The 22635-nt window shown below is 34.8% G+C and carries 16 protein-coding genes; 10 read left to right on the top strand and 6 right to left on the bottom strand.

The genetic code is table 11. The features are described 5' to 3' along the window. Window positions 1–7: 7 nt before the first annotated feature. From KO521_RS15130 to KO521_RS15110, 5 genes are all read right to left on the bottom strand, one after another. Window positions 8–1327 (bottom strand): tyrosine-type recombinase/integrase, encoded by a 1320-nt coding sequence (locus KO521_RS15130; RefSeq protein ID WP_215940754.1) that lies wholly within the window; start codon window positions 1325–1327, stop codon window positions 8–10. A gap of 328 nt (window positions 1328–1655) precedes the next feature. Further along, window positions 1656–1871: a hypothetical protein gene (locus KO521_RS15125; RefSeq protein ID WP_215940753.1), complete on the bottom strand. Its 216-nt coding sequence runs from the start codon at window positions 1869–1871 to the stop codon at window positions 1656–1658. A 181-nt stretch (window positions 1872–2052) separates the two neighbouring features. Then, on the bottom strand, window positions 2053–2193 hold the full coding sequence (locus KO521_RS15120) for a hypothetical protein (RefSeq protein WP_215940752.1): 141 nt from the start codon (window positions 2191–2193) through the stop codon (window positions 2053–2055). Window positions 2194–2423: 230 nt separating this feature from the next. After that, the gene (locus KO521_RS15115; protein ID WP_215940751.1) at window positions 2424–3761 is read right to left on the bottom strand and encodes an OprO/OprP family phosphate-selective porin; all 1338 of its coding nucleotides are present in this window, start codon (window positions 3759–3761) and stop codon (window positions 2424–2426) included. After that, window positions 3758–5104 carry an OprO/OprP family phosphate-selective porin gene (locus tag KO521_RS15110; protein WP_215940750.1) on the bottom strand — a complete coding sequence of 449 codons (1347 nt, stop codon included), beginning with the start codon at window positions 5102–5104 and terminating at the stop codon, window positions 3758–3760. Before KO521_RS15110 ends, KO521_RS15115 begins: the two co-directional genes overlap by 4 nt. Window positions 5105–5448: 344 nt before the next feature. On the opposite strand from KO521_RS15110, the gene KO521_RS15105 reads away from it, so the two are divergent. From KO521_RS15105 to glgP, 4 genes are all read left to right on the top strand, one after another. Continuing rightward, entirely contained in the window at window positions 5449–6234 is a 786-nt protein-coding gene (locus tag KO521_RS15105) for a universal stress protein (protein WP_215940749.1), read from the top strand. Window positions 6235–6254: 20 nt separating this feature from the next. Continuing rightward, complete coding sequence (locus KO521_RS15100; RefSeq protein WP_215940748.1) at window positions 6255–8093, top strand: SLC13 family permease; 1839 nt, start codon at window positions 6255–6257, stop codon at window positions 8091–8093. A 25-nt stretch (window positions 8094–8118) separates the two neighbouring features. Beyond that, a complete protein-coding gene (pckA, locus tag KO521_RS15095; RefSeq protein WP_215940747.1) occupies window positions 8119–9753 on the top strand; it encodes a phosphoenolpyruvate carboxykinase (ATP) in 1635 nt (544 codons plus the stop codon). 131 nt (window positions 9754–9884) lie between these two features. Beyond that, window positions 9885–11558: an alpha-glucan family phosphorylase gene (glgP, locus tag KO521_RS15090; RefSeq protein ID WP_215940746.1), complete on the top strand. Its 1674-nt coding sequence runs from the start codon at window positions 9885–9887 to the stop codon at window positions 11556–11558. Window positions 11559–11624: 66 nt separating this feature from the next. Here glgP and KO521_RS15085 read toward each other — a convergent pair whose 3' ends face one another. After that, window positions 11625–12947 (bottom strand): ATP-dependent 6-phosphofructokinase, encoded by a 1323-nt coding sequence (locus tag KO521_RS15085; protein WP_215940745.1) that lies wholly within the window; start codon window positions 12945–12947, stop codon window positions 11625–11627. A gap of 714 nt (window positions 12948–13661) precedes the next feature. On the opposite strand from KO521_RS15085, the gene KO521_RS15080 reads away from it, so the two are divergent. The 6 genes from KO521_RS15080 to KO521_RS15055 all read left to right on the top strand — a co-directional run bounded on the left by KO521_RS15080 (window position 13662) and on the right by KO521_RS15055 (window position 22568). After that, window positions 13662–15053, top strand: coding sequence for an exopolysaccharide biosynthesis polyprenyl glycosylphosphotransferase (locus KO521_RS15080; protein WP_289846469.1), 1392 nt, complete (start codon window positions 13662–13664; stop codon window positions 15051–15053). 95 nt (window positions 15054–15148) lie between these two features. Next, window positions 15149–15970, top strand: coding sequence for a polysaccharide biosynthesis/export family protein (locus tag KO521_RS15075; RefSeq protein ID WP_215940743.1), 822 nt, complete (start codon window positions 15149–15151; stop codon window positions 15968–15970). 87 nt (window positions 15971–16057) lie between these two features. Beyond that, the gene (locus KO521_RS15070; RefSeq protein WP_215940742.1) at window positions 16058–18514 is read left to right on the top strand and encodes a GumC family protein; all 2457 of its coding nucleotides are present in this window, start codon (window positions 16058–16060) and stop codon (window positions 18512–18514) included. A gap of 33 nt (window positions 18515–18547) precedes the next feature. After that, window positions 18548–19873, top strand: a complete 1326-nt coding sequence (locus KO521_RS15065) for an O-antigen ligase family protein (protein WP_215940741.1) — start codon at window positions 18548–18550, stop codon at window positions 19871–19873. Between the two features lie 34 nt (window positions 19874–19907). Next, complete coding sequence (locus KO521_RS15060; protein ID WP_215940740.1) at window positions 19908–21284, top strand: lipopolysaccharide biosynthesis protein; 1377 nt, start codon at window positions 19908–19910, stop codon at window positions 21282–21284. 30 nt (window positions 21285–21314) lie between these two features. Next, window positions 21315–22568 carry a glycosyltransferase family 4 protein gene (locus KO521_RS15055; protein ID WP_215940739.1) on the top strand — a complete coding sequence of 418 codons (1254 nt, stop codon included), beginning with the start codon at window positions 21315–21317 and terminating at the stop codon, window positions 22566–22568. Window positions 22569–22635 lie beyond the last annotated feature (67 nt).

The following is a 22635-nucleotide window of genomic DNA, read 5'->3' as shown; positions in this document are numbered from 1 at the left end:
AAAGGGTTTAAACTGCTTTAAGATTGCCAGAAATAGAGGATTTGCGCTTCATTCTTTCAGCGTCAAAATTCTCCGCTGCTTTTTGACTCAGAAAAAATTGATCTTTATCTATGTACTTAAGAAAGTTTTTCTCGGTCATATGGCCAGTTATCTCCATAATCATTGGAGTGGTCCAGCCTTCTTTACCATAAAAATTAGATGCAAATGAACGTCGGCAGGTATGATTTTGAATTAATTTATATTTAGGGTATATTCCTATGACGCCGTTGTATCTTCCCTTAACGTTATCTTTTATGCCAGCATTCCTGCAAACAGTTTTCATCAGTCCAGATAATTGTGTACGGTTGCTTTTTTCATTTTTGTAAAGGTTCGGCGGGAAATTGCCTTTGTATTTATCTATAATATCCTGTACGTGATAATGAATAGGTATCATTACCTTTTTGCCAGTTTTAAATTGTGAAAAAGAGATATACTTTCTCCTTTCATAATTAGTAATCATGTTCTTGTTCATTCTGAATAAATCAGAAATCCTTTGACCGGTAAAGCATCCAATGATAAGCCAATCTTTGGCAATTTCTAATTGGCTGTCGTTCATAGTGGTTTCGATAATAGTGTCTAATTCATCAAGAGTGAGGAATGTGACGACGGTTTCATCTTCAAAACCTTTTATCGTTTTATATTTAGGATTTGTTTTTTGGCCATTGATTTCTGCATCAGCGATAATTGATTTCAATCGCTTTATGTATCTACCCTTAGTGTTAACCGCAAGATTTTTCTCTTCAGTTAAATATTCTAAGAATTGTTCAACGAAATTGTCATCTACATCTTTTATTTTAAAAGATATCCTTCTGTGTGATTGAAAATTTTCAAGTTGTTTAGCAAAGTTTAGGTATTTACTTATTGTATTGTCTGTGTAATTTTTTCTACGTCCGTTTCTCTGAAAGGTTTTGCTTTTCAGACCTTCCGCATAGCTATAAGCATAAGGAATTAGTAAATCGTTTACTTCTTCAACCGTTTCATTAAAAAAATCTAGCATCTCTTTTTTGACCCAACGACTAGTAATGTCATTCAAACTTATCATCTTATCCCGCTCAACATCGTAAAGTTTAGTGTCTAAGTGACTTTCAAGGTCTTTGAGCGAGTTACTCAATTTCTTGTTGTCATCTGAATTTGGTTTAGGCAGGTTTTTATTAAAATTCCAGTTTTGGGCATCCTTTATAGTTAACCCGGTTGATAACCTGAAATCCTGTCCTCTTTTTAAGGATAACCGTATATATATTTTGGATTCTCCTCGTTTAAGATGCGGATAAAATTTAATTGAAGCCATTTAGATCGTTGTTTGTTGGATAAATATAGTTTTATCCAACATTTTATCCAACCAAATGACAATTTTATCCAATTTAAAACTATCATATGCAATAATGGGTTTTGGTAATCCACCTATTAATAGTGGGTTTTAATAGGAGGGCGTTTTTTGTGATTGTAGTAAAACGCCCCAAGAGGGGGAGCAACAAAAAGCTAGTCGAAAGACTGGCTTTTTTTGTTTTAGGCTTTATTTGATGGGTTGGGAGTGGCTTTTCTCATCTAGTAACTGCAAGATTATAAGAAGTTATTCTGTTTTCGGGCTATCCACAAGGAAACCTATTCTAAATCTCCTAACTAGCAGGATAGCGAAGTAGCAATTTAGAGCTTTCGGTAGATTTAAAAGTTATACTTTTAATTGCTGCAGAGATAAAGATTTCATCGCCTTGTGAATACATATATTCTTCATCATTACAAACCATGGTTCCTTCTCCAGAATACACTACTATTACATAGAAACTTCCATTTGAGCCAATGGTGTGTTCCCCATCTATTTCTCTTATATTCAAAATATACCAGGATTCGGTTTTTCCAAATGAAGAATTAAGGATGTCCTTTGCGTAGATCTTATCTGGTTGTACTTGTATGGTTAAGTTTTCCTGTGCATTTTTATCAATACACCTGTAGCGTCGAATTTCTTAGCCACTTCCGTTCCTGGGAAAAGTTCCTTATTCGATTCTATTATATTTTTTAGAGAATTAGCCCTTCTGGCTTTTCAACTTGAGAAAGACCTTCATCATTGAGTCTGTTTTTGCCTCTGGCGGTTACAGTAGATATGATCCATTCTTCTGGGAAACTATTATCAACCACCTCTGGAGTATCTTTTTCCAATTATCTATTAAAGCTCCTCGGGAGTAGGTATGCCATACTGGGTTGGGAATTTGTATTAAAGGAATCTGTGCATATTGTTGTAAATCGCTTTTCATGTTCCATTACTACTTGGTTTTTATTCTGGTAAACCAGATATATCGTTAACTTATTAATTTCCAAAGATTTTATTTGTCAATAATAATCAGGTAATAAAGGGAGTATTTATTTTATTGTAGTTGAAATTCAATTCATCAATCAATTCTAAATTGATATTGCATAACGAACATCCATTTGCGACCATCTTTGGTTATAACATTTGTAGAATTGCGATAAATAGGTCTGTTTTGAGCGTTGATGGTTAATTTGGAATAGTGACCGTTTAAATACCAATTTATACCAAAATCATACTGAAAAATACGTGAAGGAATAACTTCAAAATCCGAGTATTGCGCTGAAACATAAGGTTGAAGTCGCCCTTTATCATCTTGGTTTCCCATAGGAGGAAAGAGATAGCCAATTTCTCCCCATAAAGATTCACCTGTACCCAGAACCGGAAAACTATTACCCTTGGCACTATAAAAATCCGCTGAATACTCCAATCCGTTAACAGGGTTGTTAGCCCCTATTTGCCTTATGTAGCCTGGTCCAAAATCATAGTTGAAGTACCCAAGATATGCGGTAATTACCATATCAGGATTAAATTTTAGAGGCAAGTCCAAATGTATGTCGGAAGCAAACAGTTTTAAGTCGTGAAATTGTTCTTCTCCATTAAGTAATGACCATAAAGCCTTGGGCTGGAGCGTGTAGCCTATACCTAGATTAAACACTCTTTTTTTTCCAAGGTAAGAACCACTAAGAAATGGAGTAGCATTACTTTCAGGGTCCAGAAACTCATATTTTACATAGGTAGAGTACTGTAAATTAGGCTTTTTATTGGTGAAACGGGCTATACCCTCAGTCGGGTCTGGATTAAAAGTTTTACTGTTTTCAATAGCCAATGGTTTTGTAAACACTAAGCGATAATCTACTTTTCCAATTTTACCCTTGGCATACATGCCTAATTTACGGATAAGATCATCAGAGTCGTTTAGAGTGGGAAGTGCAATAAAGTTGATATCATTTGCCATAACTTTGGAAGAACTAGGTGAGGTATAACGTGATAACCCGTTCCATGCTGATTTTCCTCCACCAATAGCTATGTAATCCGAGAATTTATGCTCTACATAAGCATCTAGTACATCAACGGAAGTACCTTTAGGAGATAGATAGTTTAAGTTGTTCACCCCTATTTGAAAGAAGAATATAGTTTTTTCCCAGGGCTGGGTACTAACCCCCAATCTAAAGCGTCTAATGCTAAGATCTGTAGTATTAAGTGCTGGTTTATCGTTAACAGTACTGCCAGGGTTGTTTTGTGATTGACGTGCCCATATTTGTGCATAACTAGTAACTTTTAACCATTGCTTTTTGTCCTCGTCCAAATAAAATAGGAGTCGCTTATTGGCTGTTTTGGACTGTGCTTTAAGTTGATAAAGGCATGGTCCGTTAACCAATAGGTATAATAGTATTACAATAGTTCTCCAATATCTCATTCTATCCGTATTATATATTGTAACACGGCAGACCATTTTCTTGAATCTACTTCTAAACCTTGAGCAGTGGCGTTATAAATAGGCCTATTCTGTAAACTGAGGGAGAATTTTGAAAGATGTGCTTTTAAAAACCAGTTGATACCTAAATCATAATAGATCATGGGGTCTTCAAGCCGTTCAAAATTAGAATATTGGACAGCAGCATAAGGCTGCAGTCTTCCATAGTCTTTGATGCGCCGCATTTTCGGAAAAAGATATCCAGCCTGTAAATACACTGAGCTACCAGTACCAATGGAAGGAAAAGCATTTCCCGGACCATTAAAGGATGCTAACGAGTTATCTAATGAAAGAGTGGTGTTATTAGTGGCGGTGTTTCTTATATAATTAGGCCCAAAGTCATAATTAAAATAACCTAAATATGCTGTAAGTGCTGTTTCATTGGTAGTATCAATAGGCAAATCAAGAAAAGCGTCTGCAGACCAAAGTACCATATCATGAAAAACTTCGGTACTATTTTTACGAGATGAGAGCGCATCATTTTGGTATTCCGCACCTACACCTACAGAAAAAATTCTTTTCTTACTCAAATAGGTTCCATTACTAAAGGGAATCTGATTGGATTCGGAATCCCAAAACTCCCATTTTAGGTACGTAGAATAAATGCCGCTCTTCATTTTATCGTTGAACTCTGCAATATTCTCGGTAGTTTCTTCCTCAAAATCACTGCTTTTACTAGGTAAAAAAGGTTTGGAAGCAACAAAACGGTAGTCTAAGCGGCCCAATTTTCCTTTGGCGAATACACTTAATTTCCGAATGAGGTCATCTGCTTTATCATCCGTGGGAAGGGCAAGTAATAAAAGGTCATTGGTAAGCAGTTTAGAGGTATTGGGTGCAGAGTAGCGAGATAGTCCCGTCCATGCTGTTTTACCAGCACCTATGACTAATGATTTGCTTACAGAAAACTCGGCATATGCATCCAATAAATCCAATGATGTTCCTCGCGGTGACTGATAGTTGAGGTTGTTGATCCCAAATTGCGAATATACCCAAAGTCTATCACTGATCTGAGCTTGAAAGCCGAGTCGAAACCGCCTAACAGAAACATCATAAGTAGAATCCTCCAGTTCTTCTGCAATTGTGCTGCCCGGATTATTATCGTTCATTCTCATCCATAATTGGGTGTACATATGTACGGCCAACCAATGGGTTTTTTCTTCATTCAAAAAATACTTTAATTTTTTGGTGTCCAGAGCGGTAGTATCGTTTGTTTGTGCTATGCCTTGACCAATACTTAAAAGGATACAAATGAAAGTTAATATGGGTTTTGAAAATAATTTGGTCATTTATATGGTGGATTACTTAATTTGTAAGTTAAGTCTTAATCATTTTTAGACTTTCTCATTTAAGAATTTCAATTTTTCCAGATTTCGTAGTTCTTACCTTATCTATATGCAAAAGAAGTGAAATTACAACTGACATATTTATTTGATTATTAAGTTAATCTCTTCATAACTTAAATTTAAACTTCTATAAGATTCTGTTTTTGAGGTGTTTTGTAATCTTATGGTGTAACAATTAATTATGGTGCAAGGTATAGCGATCCTATTTTTAACAACATGATAACTATCATGTTTTTAAAAGGCATCTGTACTTAATTTTGTTCCTGAACGATTAAAACACACGCAAGATGAAAAAAAATCCCACAATTCTGATTCCTTATAATTTTTCCAAAACAGCTAAAAAAGCATTAGACTATGCTGTAAATTATGTAGGACAAGACAGAGACCTTAAAATTATTTTAGGGTATGTCTCCGTGAACCAAGAGATGGATACGCTTGAAGAAGCTTTTAAAGGCGTTGAAGAAGAATATGCTAGTATTCTAAAAAATAAAATTGAATGGATTGCAATAAAAGGCACGTTGACCGAGTCATTAATGAAAATTCAGAAAGATGAGCAAGTAGACCTTATTATAATGGGAACATTTGGCGCATTTGATAATGAAGATTCTTCACCAACAAATACTTCAAAATTAGTTTTAGAAATTGATTGTCCGGTTTTGGTTGTTCCATTTGTTACCGATAAAATAGAGATTAAGAATATTGGTTTGGTTTTAGGAAAGGAAGAGATAGAAGATAAAAGTGTGCTCGATACCTTACTTAAGGTAGTTAGAAGATTTAATGCCAAGGTATATGTAATTACTATTGAGAATAGTGAAGGGGTCTACGGATACTCTTCAACCGAAGAGAAAAATGAAAGCTCATTGGAGTATTATCTTGAGGATTTCTATTCAGAGCATGTATTTATTGCAAACTCGGATGTGGTAGAAGGCGTTCTTGAATATGCTTCTAAAAAGGAATTGGATATGATAGCCATTCTGCCAAGAAACCATGCAACTAAAAGCGAGCCTTCAAAAGGAGCACTCACAGAAATGTTAACGTTGCATTCTCAGATACCAGTATTGGCAATCGATTAGCAATAACAAATAAAGATTATATGACGCTTCTATTTGTTATTCTAGCCATAACTATTGCTTTTTTTATCTGGGGAAAGTTTCCTCCTGATGTAGTAGCACTGATGTCCATGTTGGCCTTGTACCTAGTGGGTATACTAAATATGGAAGAAAGTCTTAGCGGTTTTAGCAACCCTACGGTAATAATGATCGCTGCACTTTTTATTATCGGGGAGGGCCTTGCCAGAACAGGATGGACAGCACTTGCCGGTAAAAAGTTTGTAGAATGGGCCGGTAAAAGTAAATCAAAGCTTTTGGTGCTGGTTACTTTAGGTTCAGGTGTTCTTTCTGGTTTTGTAAGTAATACAGGTACGGTTGCAGCATTATTGCCGGTAACGGTTTCCGCCGCATGGCGTGCAGGCACATTACCATCAAAATTATTGATGCCGGTTGCTTTTGGGTCTAATACAGGAGGATTGTTGACCTTAACGGGAACACCGCCAAACATTATCGTAAGTAATGTTTTAACCGAAAACGGAATACCCTCCTTTTCATTTTTTGAGTTTGCTTTGGTAGGTATTCCATTATTGTTGATAGTAATACTCTATTTCAGATTTATAGGATACAAACTCTTGCCAAACCATGAGACGGAAGATAGACCCGTAAATATTGATTCCGAGGTACACAAATGGATTACCAATTACAGTGTTGGGGATAATATGTACCGCTTACGTATTAGATCAATGTCTGAATTAATTAATACTGAGATTGGTAGTTGGGATTTTGAGAAGAAGTACAATGTATCTGTAATGCGCTTACGTCGTAGGCATCCAAACGTATTAAAGGGCACACCACCTTATGTTGAATTTCCTGAACCGGATACGCAAATGCGTTACCATGATATTATAACCGTAAAAGGCACGGCCAAGGATGTAGACAGGATCATCATGGATTTTAAATTGGGTCTTATTCCAAAAGAGTTTAAATCATCCGAATTAAAAAAAGAGTTGATCAACCAAGAAGTGGGTATGGTGGAAATGATAGTAACACCCACATCCTTTTTCGTTGGAAAAACCCTGCCAATGGGTAAATATTTAAACAAGTGGAGTATTCAGTTATTGGGAGCTTCACGCGAAGGAAAACCAATTGGCGACAAGAATGTAACCATAAAAGCTGGAGATGCATTTGTAGTTAGGGGATCTTGGAAAAATATTGAAGCACTGAACAATGTGTATGAAAACCTGGTAGTATCAGGTAGCCCGGAAGCAATGGCGAAGGACGTAGATGTCTTAACGCCAAAGTCGTACATCGCATTGGGAACTTTGGTTTTAATGATTTTACTATTGGTCTTAAAGATCATACCAAGTGCCATTGCCGCTTTAATATGTGCAGGTATAGTTATGATTACGGGTTGCGTGCCAATATCAAAGGCCTATAAAGGAATAAGCTGGACAAGTGTTGTCATGATAGCCGCAATGATTCCTATGGGTATTGCACTTCAAAAAACGGGTGCTGCCGAAATGGTTTCTAACGGGTTAGTCAGTTATTTGGGGAATATACACCCAGTAGTATTGTTGGGAGGTATCTTTTTAGTAACGACCGCTTTTAGCCAGACTATCAACAATTCTGCCACGGCAGTATTAATGGCGCCTATTGCACTTATGGCCGCCCTTTCTCTAGGAGTTTCTCCTAAACCATTTATGATTGCTGTAGCAATTAGTGCATCTACAGCTTTTTTAACTCCTGTGGGAACCACAACAAATGCAATGGTTATGGGAGCAGGAGGATATCAATTTATAGATTACGTAAAAGTGGGCGGGCCACTTTTGCTGTTGCTCTTTGCAGCAACGTTGCTTTTGGTGCCAGTAATATGGCCCTTTTAATATAAACCACTAAAAATATAGAAGTATGGAAACATTATCTAGAACACCCAAAAATGCAAATCTTGAAAAGTACGGTTTGCAAAACGTAAAAGCCAACTGGAACCTTGACGGAGAAACGCTTCAAAAGCTAACTGTTGAGAAAGGTATGGGTAAAGAAACAGAGAACGGAACACTGTGTGTAAACACTGGTAAATTTACAGGCCGATCTCCTAAAGACCGTTTTATTGTAAAAGATGATTACACTGCAGATAAAGTGTGGTGGGGTCGTATAAATAAGCCAATAGATTCTACAAACTTCAATAAGCTCTATGATGAGGTTGTTGGGTATTTGTCAAACAAAGAGGTCTATGTACGTGATGCTTATGTAGGTGCTGCACCGGAATATAGAATGAATGTTCGAACTATTACGGAATACCCATGGTCTAATTATTTTATCAAAAACATGTTCATTCAATTAAGGGATGAAGAAATTGAAAATTTTGAAGAAGAATGGGTAGTTCTTTGTGCTCCCGGTTATGTGGCAAAAGACCCGGAAGCCTTTGGCATTAGAGCTGGTAATTTTTCAATTTTAGATTTTACAAGAAAAGTTGCTTTGGTTGCGGGTTCTGCTTATACAGGAGAAATGAAAAAAGGTATTTTTTCTGCCTTAAACCTAATTCTGCCAATTGAAAGAAATGTTTTGCCAATGCACTGTTCTGCCAATTATGGTGAGTATGGAGATACGGCTATATTCTTTGGTCTTTCTGGAACAGGAAAAACTACCTTATCCGCAGATCCTAATAGAAAACTAATTGGTGATGATGAACACGGTTGGACAGCAGATAACATCGTATTCAATTTTGAGGGTGGATGTTATGCCAAAGTAATTGATTTAACGGAAGAAAAAGAACCGGATATTTTCCGAGCAATACGCCCAGGTGCTTTGTTAGAAAATGTAGTTTTTAAAGAAGGAACTAAAGAAGTTGATTTTTCAGATAGTTCAATAACTCAAAATACAAGAGTAAGTTATCCTATAAATCATATAGATAATATTCAAGTACCTTCTTATGGAAAGAATCCAAAGAATATTTTCTTTTTGACCTGTGATGCTTTTGGCGTGTTACCTCCAGTATCAAAACTTACTCCGGGACAAGCTGCATATCACTTTATCTCTGGTTACACAGCAAAAGTTGCGGGTACGGAAGCTGGTATTAACGAGCCTGTTCCTTCATTCTCTGCTTGTTTTGGAGAACCTTTTATGCCATTGCACCCAACAAAATATGCTGAAATGCTAAGTAAGAAAATGACCGAAGCTAATGTTAATGTATGGTTATTGAACACCGGTTGGAGCGGTGGTCCTTACGGTGTAGGGTCTAGAATAAAATTGAAATATACACGTGCAATGATTTCTTCAATTTTAGAAGGAGAATTGGAAAAAGTGGATTATGAGCAACATCCTATTTTTGGCTTACATATGCCTAAATATTGCCATAATGTACCAACGGAGTTGTTAGATCCTATGAACACTTGGCTTCAGAAAGGGGCTTATATCAGTAAGGCTATTCAATTGGCACATTCGTTCCACTTAAACTTTGATAAATTCATTAACCAAGCTTCTGACGAGGTTATTAATGGTGGGCCGTTAATTGATGCACACCAAATAATGGATCATCACGTGTAAAACCTATTTATACTATAGTTAGTATAGTATTTTAAATGAATGAACTGGTCTTGGCTTTTTATCTAAAAAGCCAAGACCTTTTCTATAGTTTTATTTCAATAAGTACATCAACTAAATTCAATTTTATAGTTATGGAAACAACTCTTGATAATAACATAAATAATAAGCTTGCTACATGGAACCATCCTTATAAAGTAGCCAAACAGTTTGATAGGAGAACAGCCTATTTTAGTATGGAATTTGCCGTGCACCAGGGTTTAAAAACCTATTCTGGCGGTCTTGGCTTTTTAGCTGGATCACATATGAGATCTGCATTTGAATTAAAGCAGAATATGATAGGTGTAGGTATGTTGTGGAAATATGGGTATTATGATCAGAATAGAAATAGAGATCAAACCTTACGTGTAGATTTTGTAGAAAAAAATTATAGTTTCTTAGAAGATTCGGGACTTGAAGTAGAGGTCAGAGTCAATAATAATTATCAGGTTAAGGTGCGTGCAATGGTTCTTAAGCCGGAAGTTTTTGGCACAGTACCTATTTATTTCTTAACTACGGATGTTGAAGGCAATGACTTTCTTTCTCGTAGTATTTGCAATAATTTATATGATTCCAATCAAGAGACTCGTGTTGCACAAAGTATTGTACTTGGTATTGGAGGAGCCAAAATTATAGAAGCGTTAGGTGGTGCGGATGTCTATCATCTTAATGAAGGTCACGGGCTGCCTGCTTTCTACCACTTGCAGAACCAAGGTAAAAAGGTGCAAATGGCTTTTACGACCCATACTCCAGAGAGAGCTGGTAATACAGAACGCAACGCATATTATTTAAATAATTTAGGTTTCTTTGGAAATCGATTTTCAGACGAAGAAGTGCGCCAAAAAATGACCAATGGTGATAATGTAAATTATACCGTGGCGGCATTGCGTTTTGCAGATAAAGCTAATGCAGTTTCTAAACTGCATGCCGTAGTGGCTGCAGACATGTGGAAAGATTTTTCAGGAACAGCCAAAATTACGCCTATTACCAACGCTCAAAACTTGCTTTTTTGGCAGGATAGTGAGATAAAGAAAGCATGGGATAATAAGGATACCAAAGCTTTTGATGAGAGAAAGAAAGAACTGAAGAATGTTCTTTTTGAGGAAGTTCTTCAGCAAACCGGAAAGATTTTTGATCCAGAGGTGTTAACTATTGTCTGGGCAAGAAGGTTTGCGGAATATAAGAGGGCGGATTTGTTATTACGGGATCTCAATCGGTTTGAAGAACTTTTAAATAATGCCAAGTATCCTGTGCAAATTATATGGGCCGGAAAACCATATCCAACAGATAGTTACGCTATGGGCGTTTTTAATAGATTAGTGGGCTATAGTAAATACAGGTCTAATTTAGCGGTATTAACAGGATATGAAATCAGTCTTTCCAGTAAGTTGAAAAAAGGTTCTGATGTTTGGTTGAATACACCAAGAATTACTAGGGAAGCTTCTGGAACTAGTGGAATGAGTGCTGCTTTTAACGGATCTATAAATCTTTCTACAGATGACGGATGGATACCTGAATTTGCGAAAAACGAGAAGAACTGTTTCGTTTTGCCTCAGGTTGATTATCGATTGCCAACTCATCAACAGGATTATATAGATTCTAATAACCTCTATGATATTTTGATGGAAAAGGTGTTACCAACTTTCTATGATAAGCCTAAAGAATGGAAAAAAATTACTTTTAAGGCTATTGATGATATGGTGCCTACCTTTACCAGTGCTCGTATGGCTAAACAATATTACAAAGAGCTATACTTACAGGATAAGTAGTAATCAATTAAATGTAACAAGAAAGGGGAAGCAATTAGCTTCCCCTTTTTATAATATTTATTTTTTTTACATAGTAAAAGGTTGTCCGGTGCTTTGTAAAACTCCAAACCAGAATTCACCTTCCATATTTATTTTTTTTCGCTTATTAACCACCTTGGAAATTGGGAGGTAAACAAATTTGTTATTCAATCTGCCGACAACAAATTTGGTTTTTCCTGCCATGGCTCCGTGAACCGCATGGTACGCTAATCTATTACAAAAAAGACTGTCGTTCGCATTTGCTGGGGCACTACGAATGATATAGCTAGGATCTATGTATTTTATGGTACATTTGGTATCCTGAGCATCAAAATAAGCTTTGATCCTGTGTTTCAACAAAAGACCAATGTCTTGGTGAATAATGTTACCGGATGCATCAGTATAAGTATCGCTGTCTTTTCCAAAAAGATGTTGACCAGCCCCTTCGGCCACTACTATTACGGCATGCCGCTTTTCGATAAGCCTTTTTTTCAAAGCTTCTAGAAAACCATTTTCACCCTCCAATTGAAAGTCCATCTCAGGTACCAGTACAAAATTCACAACAGGCATGGCAATGGCCGTAGATGCGGCAATAAATCCGCTATCTCTTCCCATTAATTTCACAATGGATATTCCATTGAAAGCTCCTGTTGCTTCATTGTGAGCATCCCTGATAATAGGACTAGCAACATCAAAAGACGTTTCAAAACCAAATGATTTGTCAATTAAATCAATGTCATTGTCAATTGTTTTTGGAATTCCGATTATTGAAATATCCAATCCTCTTTTTTCTATTTCTTCACCAATGGCATTAGCTCCTTTTAGGGTGCCATCTCCGCCGATGGTGAATAACAGGTTTATATTATTTTTTTCAAGAGAATCTACCATTTTTTCAACGGATTGGGCTCCTCTAGAAGAACCAAGAATGGTGCCTCCAAATTCATGTATGTCTTTTACTTTATCAGGAACAAGGTCAATAAACTCATGTCCGTTTTCAGGTATAAGTCCTTCATAACCATATTGAACCCCAATAATTCGTTTTACCCCATAGAAGTAATGCAATGCCATTACAAGACCTCTTATGACATTGTTTATTCCTGGGCACAGACCACCACAACTAACGATAGCGGCGGTGGTTTTTTTTGGGTCAAAAAAGAGTTTTTCCCTTGGGCCTGCTTTTTCCAAACATTCAGGGGCCGTCATATTCTCTAAACAAGTATTAAAATTTTGTACGGATACATCAGCCAAAATTCTATTATGTTCCTCTACAAAGTTGAAAATTTTATCCCCACTGGTCTTGCTGAGATTTATTGGGGAAGTAAAGGTGTTCGTCCCTAAAGAAGATATGTCAAAAGTACTTTCAGAACTCATAGGCTTGATGGATTTAGGTATACATTTATCCCTCTAAAATTACACAGTATATTTTTGTTGAATGATAAAATTCGATTTTTTATGTAAACCGAAAAAATATACCGTATTAAGTGCTTTTTAATTTGCTTTTAATAGTAGGTATTAATGATTTTGCATCTACGGATTTAGATATGTTCGTGTGCTAGGGTATAATGGAGGATAAGAGGGTGAAGTAAAGGATAAAAAATCTTAAAGTAGTTTGGCGAACACAGAAAGAGCATTATGTTATAATAATAAACCAAGGTATGCTCTAGTGCTTACTCTTAACTTTTTGGTTTGTTGACGAATAAGAGTTTTGTTGAAATATCTTTGGGCTAACAGCATCATTTCACACCAGTCTATACTTTTTGTATTTTAAAGACTGTAATTGTCTGAATAATAGTGGTTAAACGAAAAAAAATACGTTATCTTGTTTCCGCCTCAAAATAAAATATGCCTATTTATACGTACTTACTGAATGAGAGCGATTTTTGTTATACATATTTAAAAAGAACTAAGCATCTTATAAAATTTTGCTCAATAATATGCCGATTGACTAATATTTTGGTCAATTGTCTGGGAAGAGATGATATTCGTCAAATCTTAATTATTTCATTCATATATTTGGGGGCTGTTCGGTAAAGATGCAGTTCTAAAATTGATTTCATTAACATTAAAACCGACTAAATATCCTCCATGAATTCAAAAAATAGGTTTATACTTATAAATTTACTAGCGTTTGAGTTTGTCTTGCTAAATGTAGTATTAACTATATGTTTCATGTTCAAGCTACCCGATTTTGCGTTCAGTGATTCAGCTATTCTTTTTAACATGGTTAGATTGATAGTTATTTATAACGTTACCTGGTTGGTAATTATCATGTATATCCGAAATAGCGAGTTTTATTTTAACCCTGATTTTGGTTATTTTAAGAGTATAGTAACATCGTTATTTTTCTTCGTGGGTTTTGTGATGAGTGCGGTTATTTTATTGAAAATCAGATATTTTGAGCGTTCGACTTTCATAATTCCTATTTTCATATTCTCATATCTTAATTTAATAAGCCACAAGTATTTATTGAGATATTTGAAGAAGAGAGCAGCACATCTTTTCTCGGACACTTTACTTATTGGCTCTAGCTATGATGAAAGTAATATTAAAAGTTTTACAAATGCAATGACCCAGTATGGTTATAACATAATGGGGTATTTGGAGAATAAAGACGAGAAACCAAAGAACGTAATGGACTTTGGTATTTTTGGAGGTATTGACGATTTATCAGAAGCCTTGGCCAATAATCGTATTGATGATATTTTCATAGCTATGGCAGGCATGAAGCACGAGAAAATTATGGAAACTATTAAGATAGCTGATAGTTTTGGAGTGCGGGTAAAGTTAATTCCTAAAAACCCCCTTCTTAAATCTAAAAATTATAAGGCTGTTACCATGGGTGATCTTGCCGTGTTTAAACTTAGAGAATCACCTCTAGATCATTTCAGTACAACAATCTTGAAGCGTTTGTTCGATTTTTGTTTTGCTGCCGTTGTGCTATTACTTTTGGCGCCCCTGTTCTTGATTATAGCCATCATAATAAAAATAGATTCCAAAGGGCCTGTATTTTATACGCCGCATAGAAAGGGTGAAGCAGGTAAAACGTTCAAGTGTTATAAGTTTAGGACTATGTCCGTTTCAAAAGACCCGAACAGTGGTACTCAATCAACGATAGTTAACGATCCACGAATTACCCGTATTGGTAAGTTCTTGAGAAAAGGGGATTTGGATGAATTACCACAATTTTATAATGTACTGAAAGGTGACATGAGCGTAATTGGGCCAAGACCTCATAGAATCAATTTGCAGAACGACTTTAGAAAAAGCGTAGATCACTATATGGTACGGAGCTATATTAAACCCGGTATTACAGGTTGGGCGCAAGTAAATGGATGGCGTGGACCAACAGTAACCGATGAGCAGAAAAACCAACGTGTAAATCACGATTTATGGTACATAGAGAATTGGAGCCCGTGGTTGGATGTGAAAATAATTTTTTTAACACTATTTGGAAGCCATCATAAAAAGGCATTTTAAACATAGTCTTACTAGTATAGAACAATATCATCATTCTAAACATATGTTCTATATCCTTAAAAATCAAAGAAATAGACTAAAGTAAATATTAATACATGACAACTAAACCAGGCATGAAAAAACCAACGCTTACTTTCTTTAAACAACTGTTTCATACACTTTCGGCACAATGCATAATTATTGTGTTGGTTACTTTATCGTTGACATCTTGTTACACTAGAAGAGGTGTTAATTATCTTCAAAGTACAAGTGAGGAAATGACTTTGCGTTTACGTCCTACGGAATATACTGTGCAACCAAACGATGTTTTGGATATAAAGGTACAGAGTCGGGATCCAGACCAAGCTGCTTTTTTTAATATCAGTACAGTGGAAAACAGAAATTTACAAGCGAATCCAGCATCACTCTTTTTGAATGGATATACTGTCAATAAAGAGGGGGTAATAAATTTAGCAATAGTTGGTGAGCTTGAGGTTCGTGATTTAAAAGTGGAAGAAATTAGAAATTTATTACAAACGGAAATCGATAAATATTTGTTGAATGCTATCGTGTCGGTTAAGCTCACTAGTTTTAAAGTTTCCGTTTTAGGAGATGTAAGAAATCCTGGGACTAATTATATCTATAATACTCAAGCTACTATTTTTGAAGCATTAAGTGCAGCTGGTGATTTAAATATTTCTGGGAAAAGAAAAAATGTAAAGCTAATTCGCCAGAAAGGAGATAAGTCAATTGTAGTAGATTTAGATCTTACTAGTCCTGACATTATAAGCTCACCATATTATTTCTTGCATCCAAACGACGTGTTGTATGTTGAAACGTCTAAAGAAAATCTTTTTCAAAAGAATCTAGGTGTTTTTAGTCTCGTTTTATCAGCTATTTCTACTACAATTTTGGTGCTGAGTTTTAATTCTAATTAAAGTATTAAAAAGTAAAAAATAAAAATTTTTCTAGTTTGGAACTTATTACTCTGAGTTTCGCCTTGATAAAAATCATAATTATAAAAAATGAAAGAGATTAGAAATAATCAAGTTAACGCTCAGCAAGAGGTTAACTTAAAATTATTTTTCAGAAAGATATATGAGAACAAAATACTCTTTCTAGCAAGCATTGGTTTCTTCGTAATGTTAGCATTAGTTTATATTGCTTTGTCTACTCCTATTTATGAAATTTCTACCTCTATTTTAATAGATTCTAAAGGCAAAAATCGGATTCTTGGAGATAGTGAATATGTAGAAGGAGGAGTAAGCTTAATTGAAATGGAAAAAAACCTATATAATGAAATAGGTATTATAAAGTCGTTTAGTCTTATTAAACAAACCGTAGAAGATTTAAATTTTGACGTGTCTTACTACAAAGAAAGTTTGTTCTCATCAGAGGAGAGATATGGCTATTTTCCTTTCGAAGTTGTTTTAGATCGCTCTAGACCACAATTATACGGAGTACCTTTTGAGATAGAGCTTTTGTCAGAAGATAGTTATAGACTAACATTAGAGACCAATGACCAATTTACAGTTTTCAACCCTTTAAGTGGTTCGGTCAGGCAGGTTGATCGAAGTTTTGATTTTACAGAACAACACAAGTTTGGTGATAAGGTTGAACATGAGTATTTTACATTTACGCTAAATAAACCTGAATATAATGTTAATATAGATGATTTTGATGGTGATGACCTAAGTTTTGTAGTTAGCAATATTGAAAGTGTTGTGAAAGGTTACATGGGGAAAGTTGAAGCTGATAATATAGATTTGCAAGCAAGTATTTTTAAAATAGTATCTACGGGACCTATTGTAAGTAAAGAGGTTAACTTTCTTAAGAAATTGACTGAAAACTATGTACAAAATGAGCTTTCTTCTCGAAATGAAATAGCAGCAGGTAAAGAGGCATTCATTAGAAATCAGTTAAATGTTATCTCTGATTCGTTAAGTAAGTTTGAAGTTGATTTAGAAGCTTTTAAAAGAAATGAGAAAGCTGTTAATTTGGGCGCAACAGCTTCAAATGCACTAGATCAGACTAATAATTTGCAGGTAGAAGCAGCGAAGATTAAAATGAACATCAATTATTATAACTCCATTATAAGAAGCGTAAAGAATAATAGGAACAGTGACGATTTTGTCATGCCTTCTGGTATTGGTATTGAAGACCAATCTATAAATCAGAATATCTTGGAGCTGAAAGATCTCTATTCAGAGCGCTCAAAAAAGAAATTCTTCGTTACTAGTAATAATCAAGAAATGACTATTCTAAATGGTCAAATTCAAGAATCTACGGAAATATTATTGAGTAATTTAAAAAGTGCTATTAGGTCATCACAGGCGGCACTGGGTGGTATCACCTCCCAATTATCTAGTATTGATGAAGAAATAGGTTCATTACCTACAAGAGAGATTCAGTTGCTAAATATAGAACGTCAAAGTAACTTATATGAAAATCTTTATAAATATTTGAGTCAAGAACTAGCTAAAACGGGAATAGCTAGAGCAGAAAGTACTTCGGATACTAGAGTTTTGGACGAAGCTAGAATGGTGGGCAATGGGCCTATATTCCCTGTTAAAAAATTGTATTTAGGTTTAGCGGTTACTTTAGGTATTATTCTTCCGATGGCTTGGGTCGCATTTTTTACTTCATCGGACCTTATTGAAAATGTTCAACAAATAATTGCAAATAGTGACATCCCTGTCATAGCTAGTATAGTAAATTATTCAGAAAATCAAGATGATCCTAAAGTTAGGCTTACACTGAATAACCTAAGTAATAATCGAAAAGACAATAATTCTGATGTAGGTCTTTGGAAATTAAAAGAATCATTTCGGGATTTATCCGCAAATTTAAAGCTAGTTAATTCCGAAGGAAGAGGAGTCATTGGAATAACGTCTATTCTTCCAGAGGAAGGCAAGACTTATAGTGCCATTAATTTAGCTATTACACTTGCGGAATCGGGTAAAAAAATCATTATTGTCGATGCAGATTTAAGAAATCCAAGTCTTGTAGATAAGATGCAAAAATTAGAAGGTAAGGAACTTTCAAATTATTTAAATGGAGAGATAAGCAATATTAGCGACATAACCTATTCACATGATAAGGTTGGAAATTTAAAGTTTATTCCTACTGCGGTTTTTGATGGTAATGTACATGAATTACTGTCAAGCAGTCGAATGACTAGTTTAATTAACAATTTAAAGGGTACTTATGATTACGTAATCATTGATACTCCAGCGGTGGGACTTGTATCTGATTTTTTATTGCTTTTAGACTCTATAGACATTAATCTATTTGTTGTAAGGCGTAATATTTCTAAGATACAGTTTTTGGAAGATTTAGATAATTTAATTCCTAGGAACAGCAAGAAAAAAAGTTACATCATTTTTAATGATGCCCTTAAAAAAGATTACAAATACGGATATGAAAGTAAATATGGTCAAAATCAGGAAAATCAACTTGTAAATAAATCGCTGTCTATTTAGAAGATTGATAAATCTCCAAGATTGGAAATCCAAATGAAGTTATATTTACCTGCTTTTAGTTTGAAAATTTTGCCAGAAGTAACATTCTTACTACTTCTTTTTCTATTTCCTTTATTTGGTTTTTTAATTTATAGGGGTGCCGGAATGGAACCTATTTTTGCTTTAGGTCTTTTCTGTCTAGTATTTATAGCTTATAGATGTATTTGTATCTGGAAGAACGAAGAGCATATCGTGTTACCACATTATTTAATTATCTATGGTGTTTTTGTAGTGTATGCAGTTGTTTCTAATATAATTGTAGATCCACAGGCATTTTTAGATGAGGGGTTGATTAAAGTTTTGTATTCAAACTCCATATTGTTAACGTTTTATGGGCTTTTTATAGTTGAAAATACCGTTTTCCCCCGATACTGGTTAAATATTGGCGTGAAAATTTTAGGAGTTAGTCTATTGCTTGGAGCTGTGGTTTCTGTAATACAAATAAAAGACCCTCTTTTTTTTGCGAGAAATATTTACGTAAAAGGGCTAACGTTTGAGCAACTTGTTGAATATTATAACAGTCATGGATATGAAAGTACAGCAAGGATTAGGCGGTTTCTTACAGGCTATCGAAACTCAATATTTTCTTATATAAACTTAGCATCAGTTGGAATAGATGGTATTGCTATTTTTAGTTTGTTGATTGCGATTAAGACTAAAGGTAAGTTTCAAATTTTATTTTTTATAATACTTTCTGGGTTAATCAGTTTTCTTTCAAGTTCTAGGTGGATAATGCTAAATTTTCTAATAGTAGCAAGTCAAAGTGTTTGGTTGTCAAAGAACAAGGTTTCAGGTATTCTTCAATTTGTTGTTTATGGCTTTGGAATTTTAACCTTATTGACTATTGGTCTTTATGTCATAGGTTTTGATATCGAAGGGTTTATTGAAAATCGATTAATGTCGGAAAGTGCTGATACGAGATTTTTGGCTTTTGAGGTTTTTGGTAGGGTTTTTCCAGAGAATCCAATTTTTGGAACAGGTGGAACAGACACTGAACTAATGGTGGAATTATTAGGTGGTCAGAGCTCGCAAATTCACGTGGGCTATCTTAAACTGTTTTATTATTATGGTTTAATTGGAGGTGTCTTATATATAGGATTTCTTGGTGCTTTTTTAATAAGAACATGGAAAATGGCCAAAGTTTCTAATTATTGGGGAGGCTTTTTTGCTTTATTCGCCTTTGCTATGATTAATCTAACGCTATTTGAACTTAGTCTGTTTTACTATGGTTTAATGTTGGCCATAATATTTGCCAATCATTTTTATAGGGAAGAAAAACAAAATGTAAATATGGTTTTAGCTAATAAAAAAAATTTTTAATAGCTAAAATTTAAACCCAATTGTATAGTAAAATATGTCGTTCAAGATAGTAAAAAATATTAGCGAAACTATAGGCGGTTTGATAAACCGGGGACAGAAGCGCTCAGTTAAAGCAAAAAAAAACATACTAGCATCATTTTTTATTAAAGGTCTAAGTATTTTAACCGGTTTTATAATGGTTCCTCTTACCATTGGGTATGTTGATAAAGAACAATATGGTATATGGTTAACTTTGTCTTCTGTAGTGGGGTGGTTTAGTTTTTTTGATGTAGGTCTAGGAAATGGATTACGTAATAAATTGGCTATTGCTCTTGCGGAAAATGATATGGAAAGAGCTAAATCGTATGTTAGCTCCACGTATGCTATTTTGGGGTTTTTGATAGGAATTGTTTTAGTTTTATTTTTTCTAATACAACCTTTGATAAATTGGCAGATTATTTTAAATACTACTTCGATAGATGCGGACGAATTACGGTTAGTAGCTATCTCTACTTTTTCGTTCTTTTGTCTAAATTTTATATTAAAATTAATATATTCTATTTTTAAAGCGGATCAAAGACCTGCTTTCGAAGGCTTTTTTAATTTATTAAGTAATGTTGTTTCCCTTACGATAGTATTTATATTAACTCATACTACTTCGGGGTCACTTTTGTACTTGTCTTTAGCCTTGGGGATGGCTCCTTTAGTTATTTTAGTAATAGCTAGCGTATTCTTGTTCAATGGCCGATATGGCTCTATATCACCATCTTACCAAGCTGTTAATAAAGGTCATTTTAAAGAGTTGTTTGGTCTTGGGTTCAGGTTTTTTATTGTTCAACTTAGTTCTATAATTATTTTTTCAACAGATAATATGATTATTACTCAGGCTATGGGGCCTTCTGAAGTTCCTGCGTACGCAGTCGCACATAAATACTTTGGATTGATTACAGCTGTTTTTACCATTGTGTCCATGCCTTTTTGGTCAGCTTATACAGAAGCTTATGCTAGTAATGATATTAATTGGATAAAAGCAACTAATAAAAAGCTAATTAAAGTTTGGTTAGGTCTTTTGTGTCTTAGCATATTTATGCTAAGTATATCATCATGGTTTTATGAGTTTTGGGTTCCAGAAATAGAGGTACCCTTATTCTTATCAGTAATGATGTGTGCTTATGTGAATATTGTTGGGTGGGGAAATATTTTTGTGGTTTTTATTAATGGGGTAGGTAAGATTCAATTACAGCTTGTTTTTGGAATTGCAGCAACAATTTTAAATATTCCTTTATCATATTTTTTTGCAAAGACTTTGGATTGGGGTGCTAGTGGAGTCATTGTAGCTACAATTATTTGTTTAGCTTACGGACCTATTTTAGCGCCAATTCAATTTAACAAAATTGTCTTAGGAAAGGCAACTGGCCTTTGGAATCGTTGATAATTATATGAAATTTATTAAATTTTTTTTATGCGAGTATTAATGTTTTCTAATAAGCAGCCTTCTAACACTAAGTCATCCAAAAAGACAGTGGGCGGCAGCTGGATAGATTCTTTAGAAAAGGAACTATTGAATTATCCTGAAATAGAACTTGGATTTGTGTACAGTGAATTGGCGAAGAAACCAAATCAATTTCAATTAGAAAATTCAAGAACGGAATATTTTATGGTTCCTCGACACCCATATTCTAAATTTGACCGTTGGTATAATCGTTTCTTTTGCAAGCCTCCTTCTAAAAAACCATTATCTGGATACTTGAAGGTTGTAACTCAATACAATCCTGATGTAGTTCTTTTCTTTGGTACTGAATCGGATTATTCATTAATAGTACCTGCGTTAAAAGTACCATCTGTTATATGGTTCCAGGGAAATCTTACTGTATACGAAAGGATGTATGAAAATGGCATGAAAATCTGGAGTACGTTGAGATTTGAAAAATTCAAAAAAATACTAATGGGGGATTCACTTATTCATAATTTTTATGCCCAAACAGGATTGGTAGCTCGAGAGAGAGAGATATTCGTAAATGCTAAAAATTTTATTGGGCGTACGGATTGGGATCGTAGAGTAACAAGTATTATGGCTCCTCAAGCAAATTACTTTCATTGTGATGAAACTCTGAGAGAGGTTTTTTGGAAAAATAAATGGAAACATGTTAAGGGTAAAGATAAGTTTATTATTACCACAACTATTCGTAGTAATTTGTACAAGGGTCTCGAAACAATTTTTGAGACTTGTAAAATTTTGAATGACCTTTTGGCTAAAGAGGTAGTATGGCGGGTTATAGGGGTTGATACGGGTGTTGTTTATGTCAAAACAGCGGCAAAAATAGCAGGAGTTAAAGTTAGCGAGTCAAATGTGAAACTTTTAGGAGCAAGATTTGGTGATGATTTGGTAGAAAAATTACTTGATTCGGATTTATATGTTCATCCTTCCCACATTGAAAACAGTCCTAATGCCGTGCAAGAAGCAATGCTTTTGGGAATGCCAGTGGTAGCCACTAACTGTGGGGGTACACCTTGTATGCTAGAGAATGGTAAAGAAGGATTATTGGTGCAAAGTAAAGACCCTTTTGCTATGGCAGGTGCGATACTTGAAATTGTTGAAGATCCCGTTGCAGCACAAAAAATGGGTGAGAATGCGAGAAAACGGGCTTTTCAACGAAATGATGGAAAGAAAATTTGTTCAGACCTCTTAACCATTTTTGATAATTTGAAAATGTAGAGTAGATATGTTTGTTATCCTGTAAAATATTAAAGTACTAACCACCAATGGCTATAAAAGTTTTTAT

The organism is Zobellia uliginosa (assembly GCF_018860745.1).
Taxonomy (GTDB): Bacteria; Bacteroidota; Bacteroidia; order Flavobacteriales; family Flavobacteriaceae; genus Zobellia; species Zobellia uliginosa_B.
Note: the sequence above shows the minus strand (reverse complement) of the source record. Positions and strands in the feature narration are given on the sequence as shown.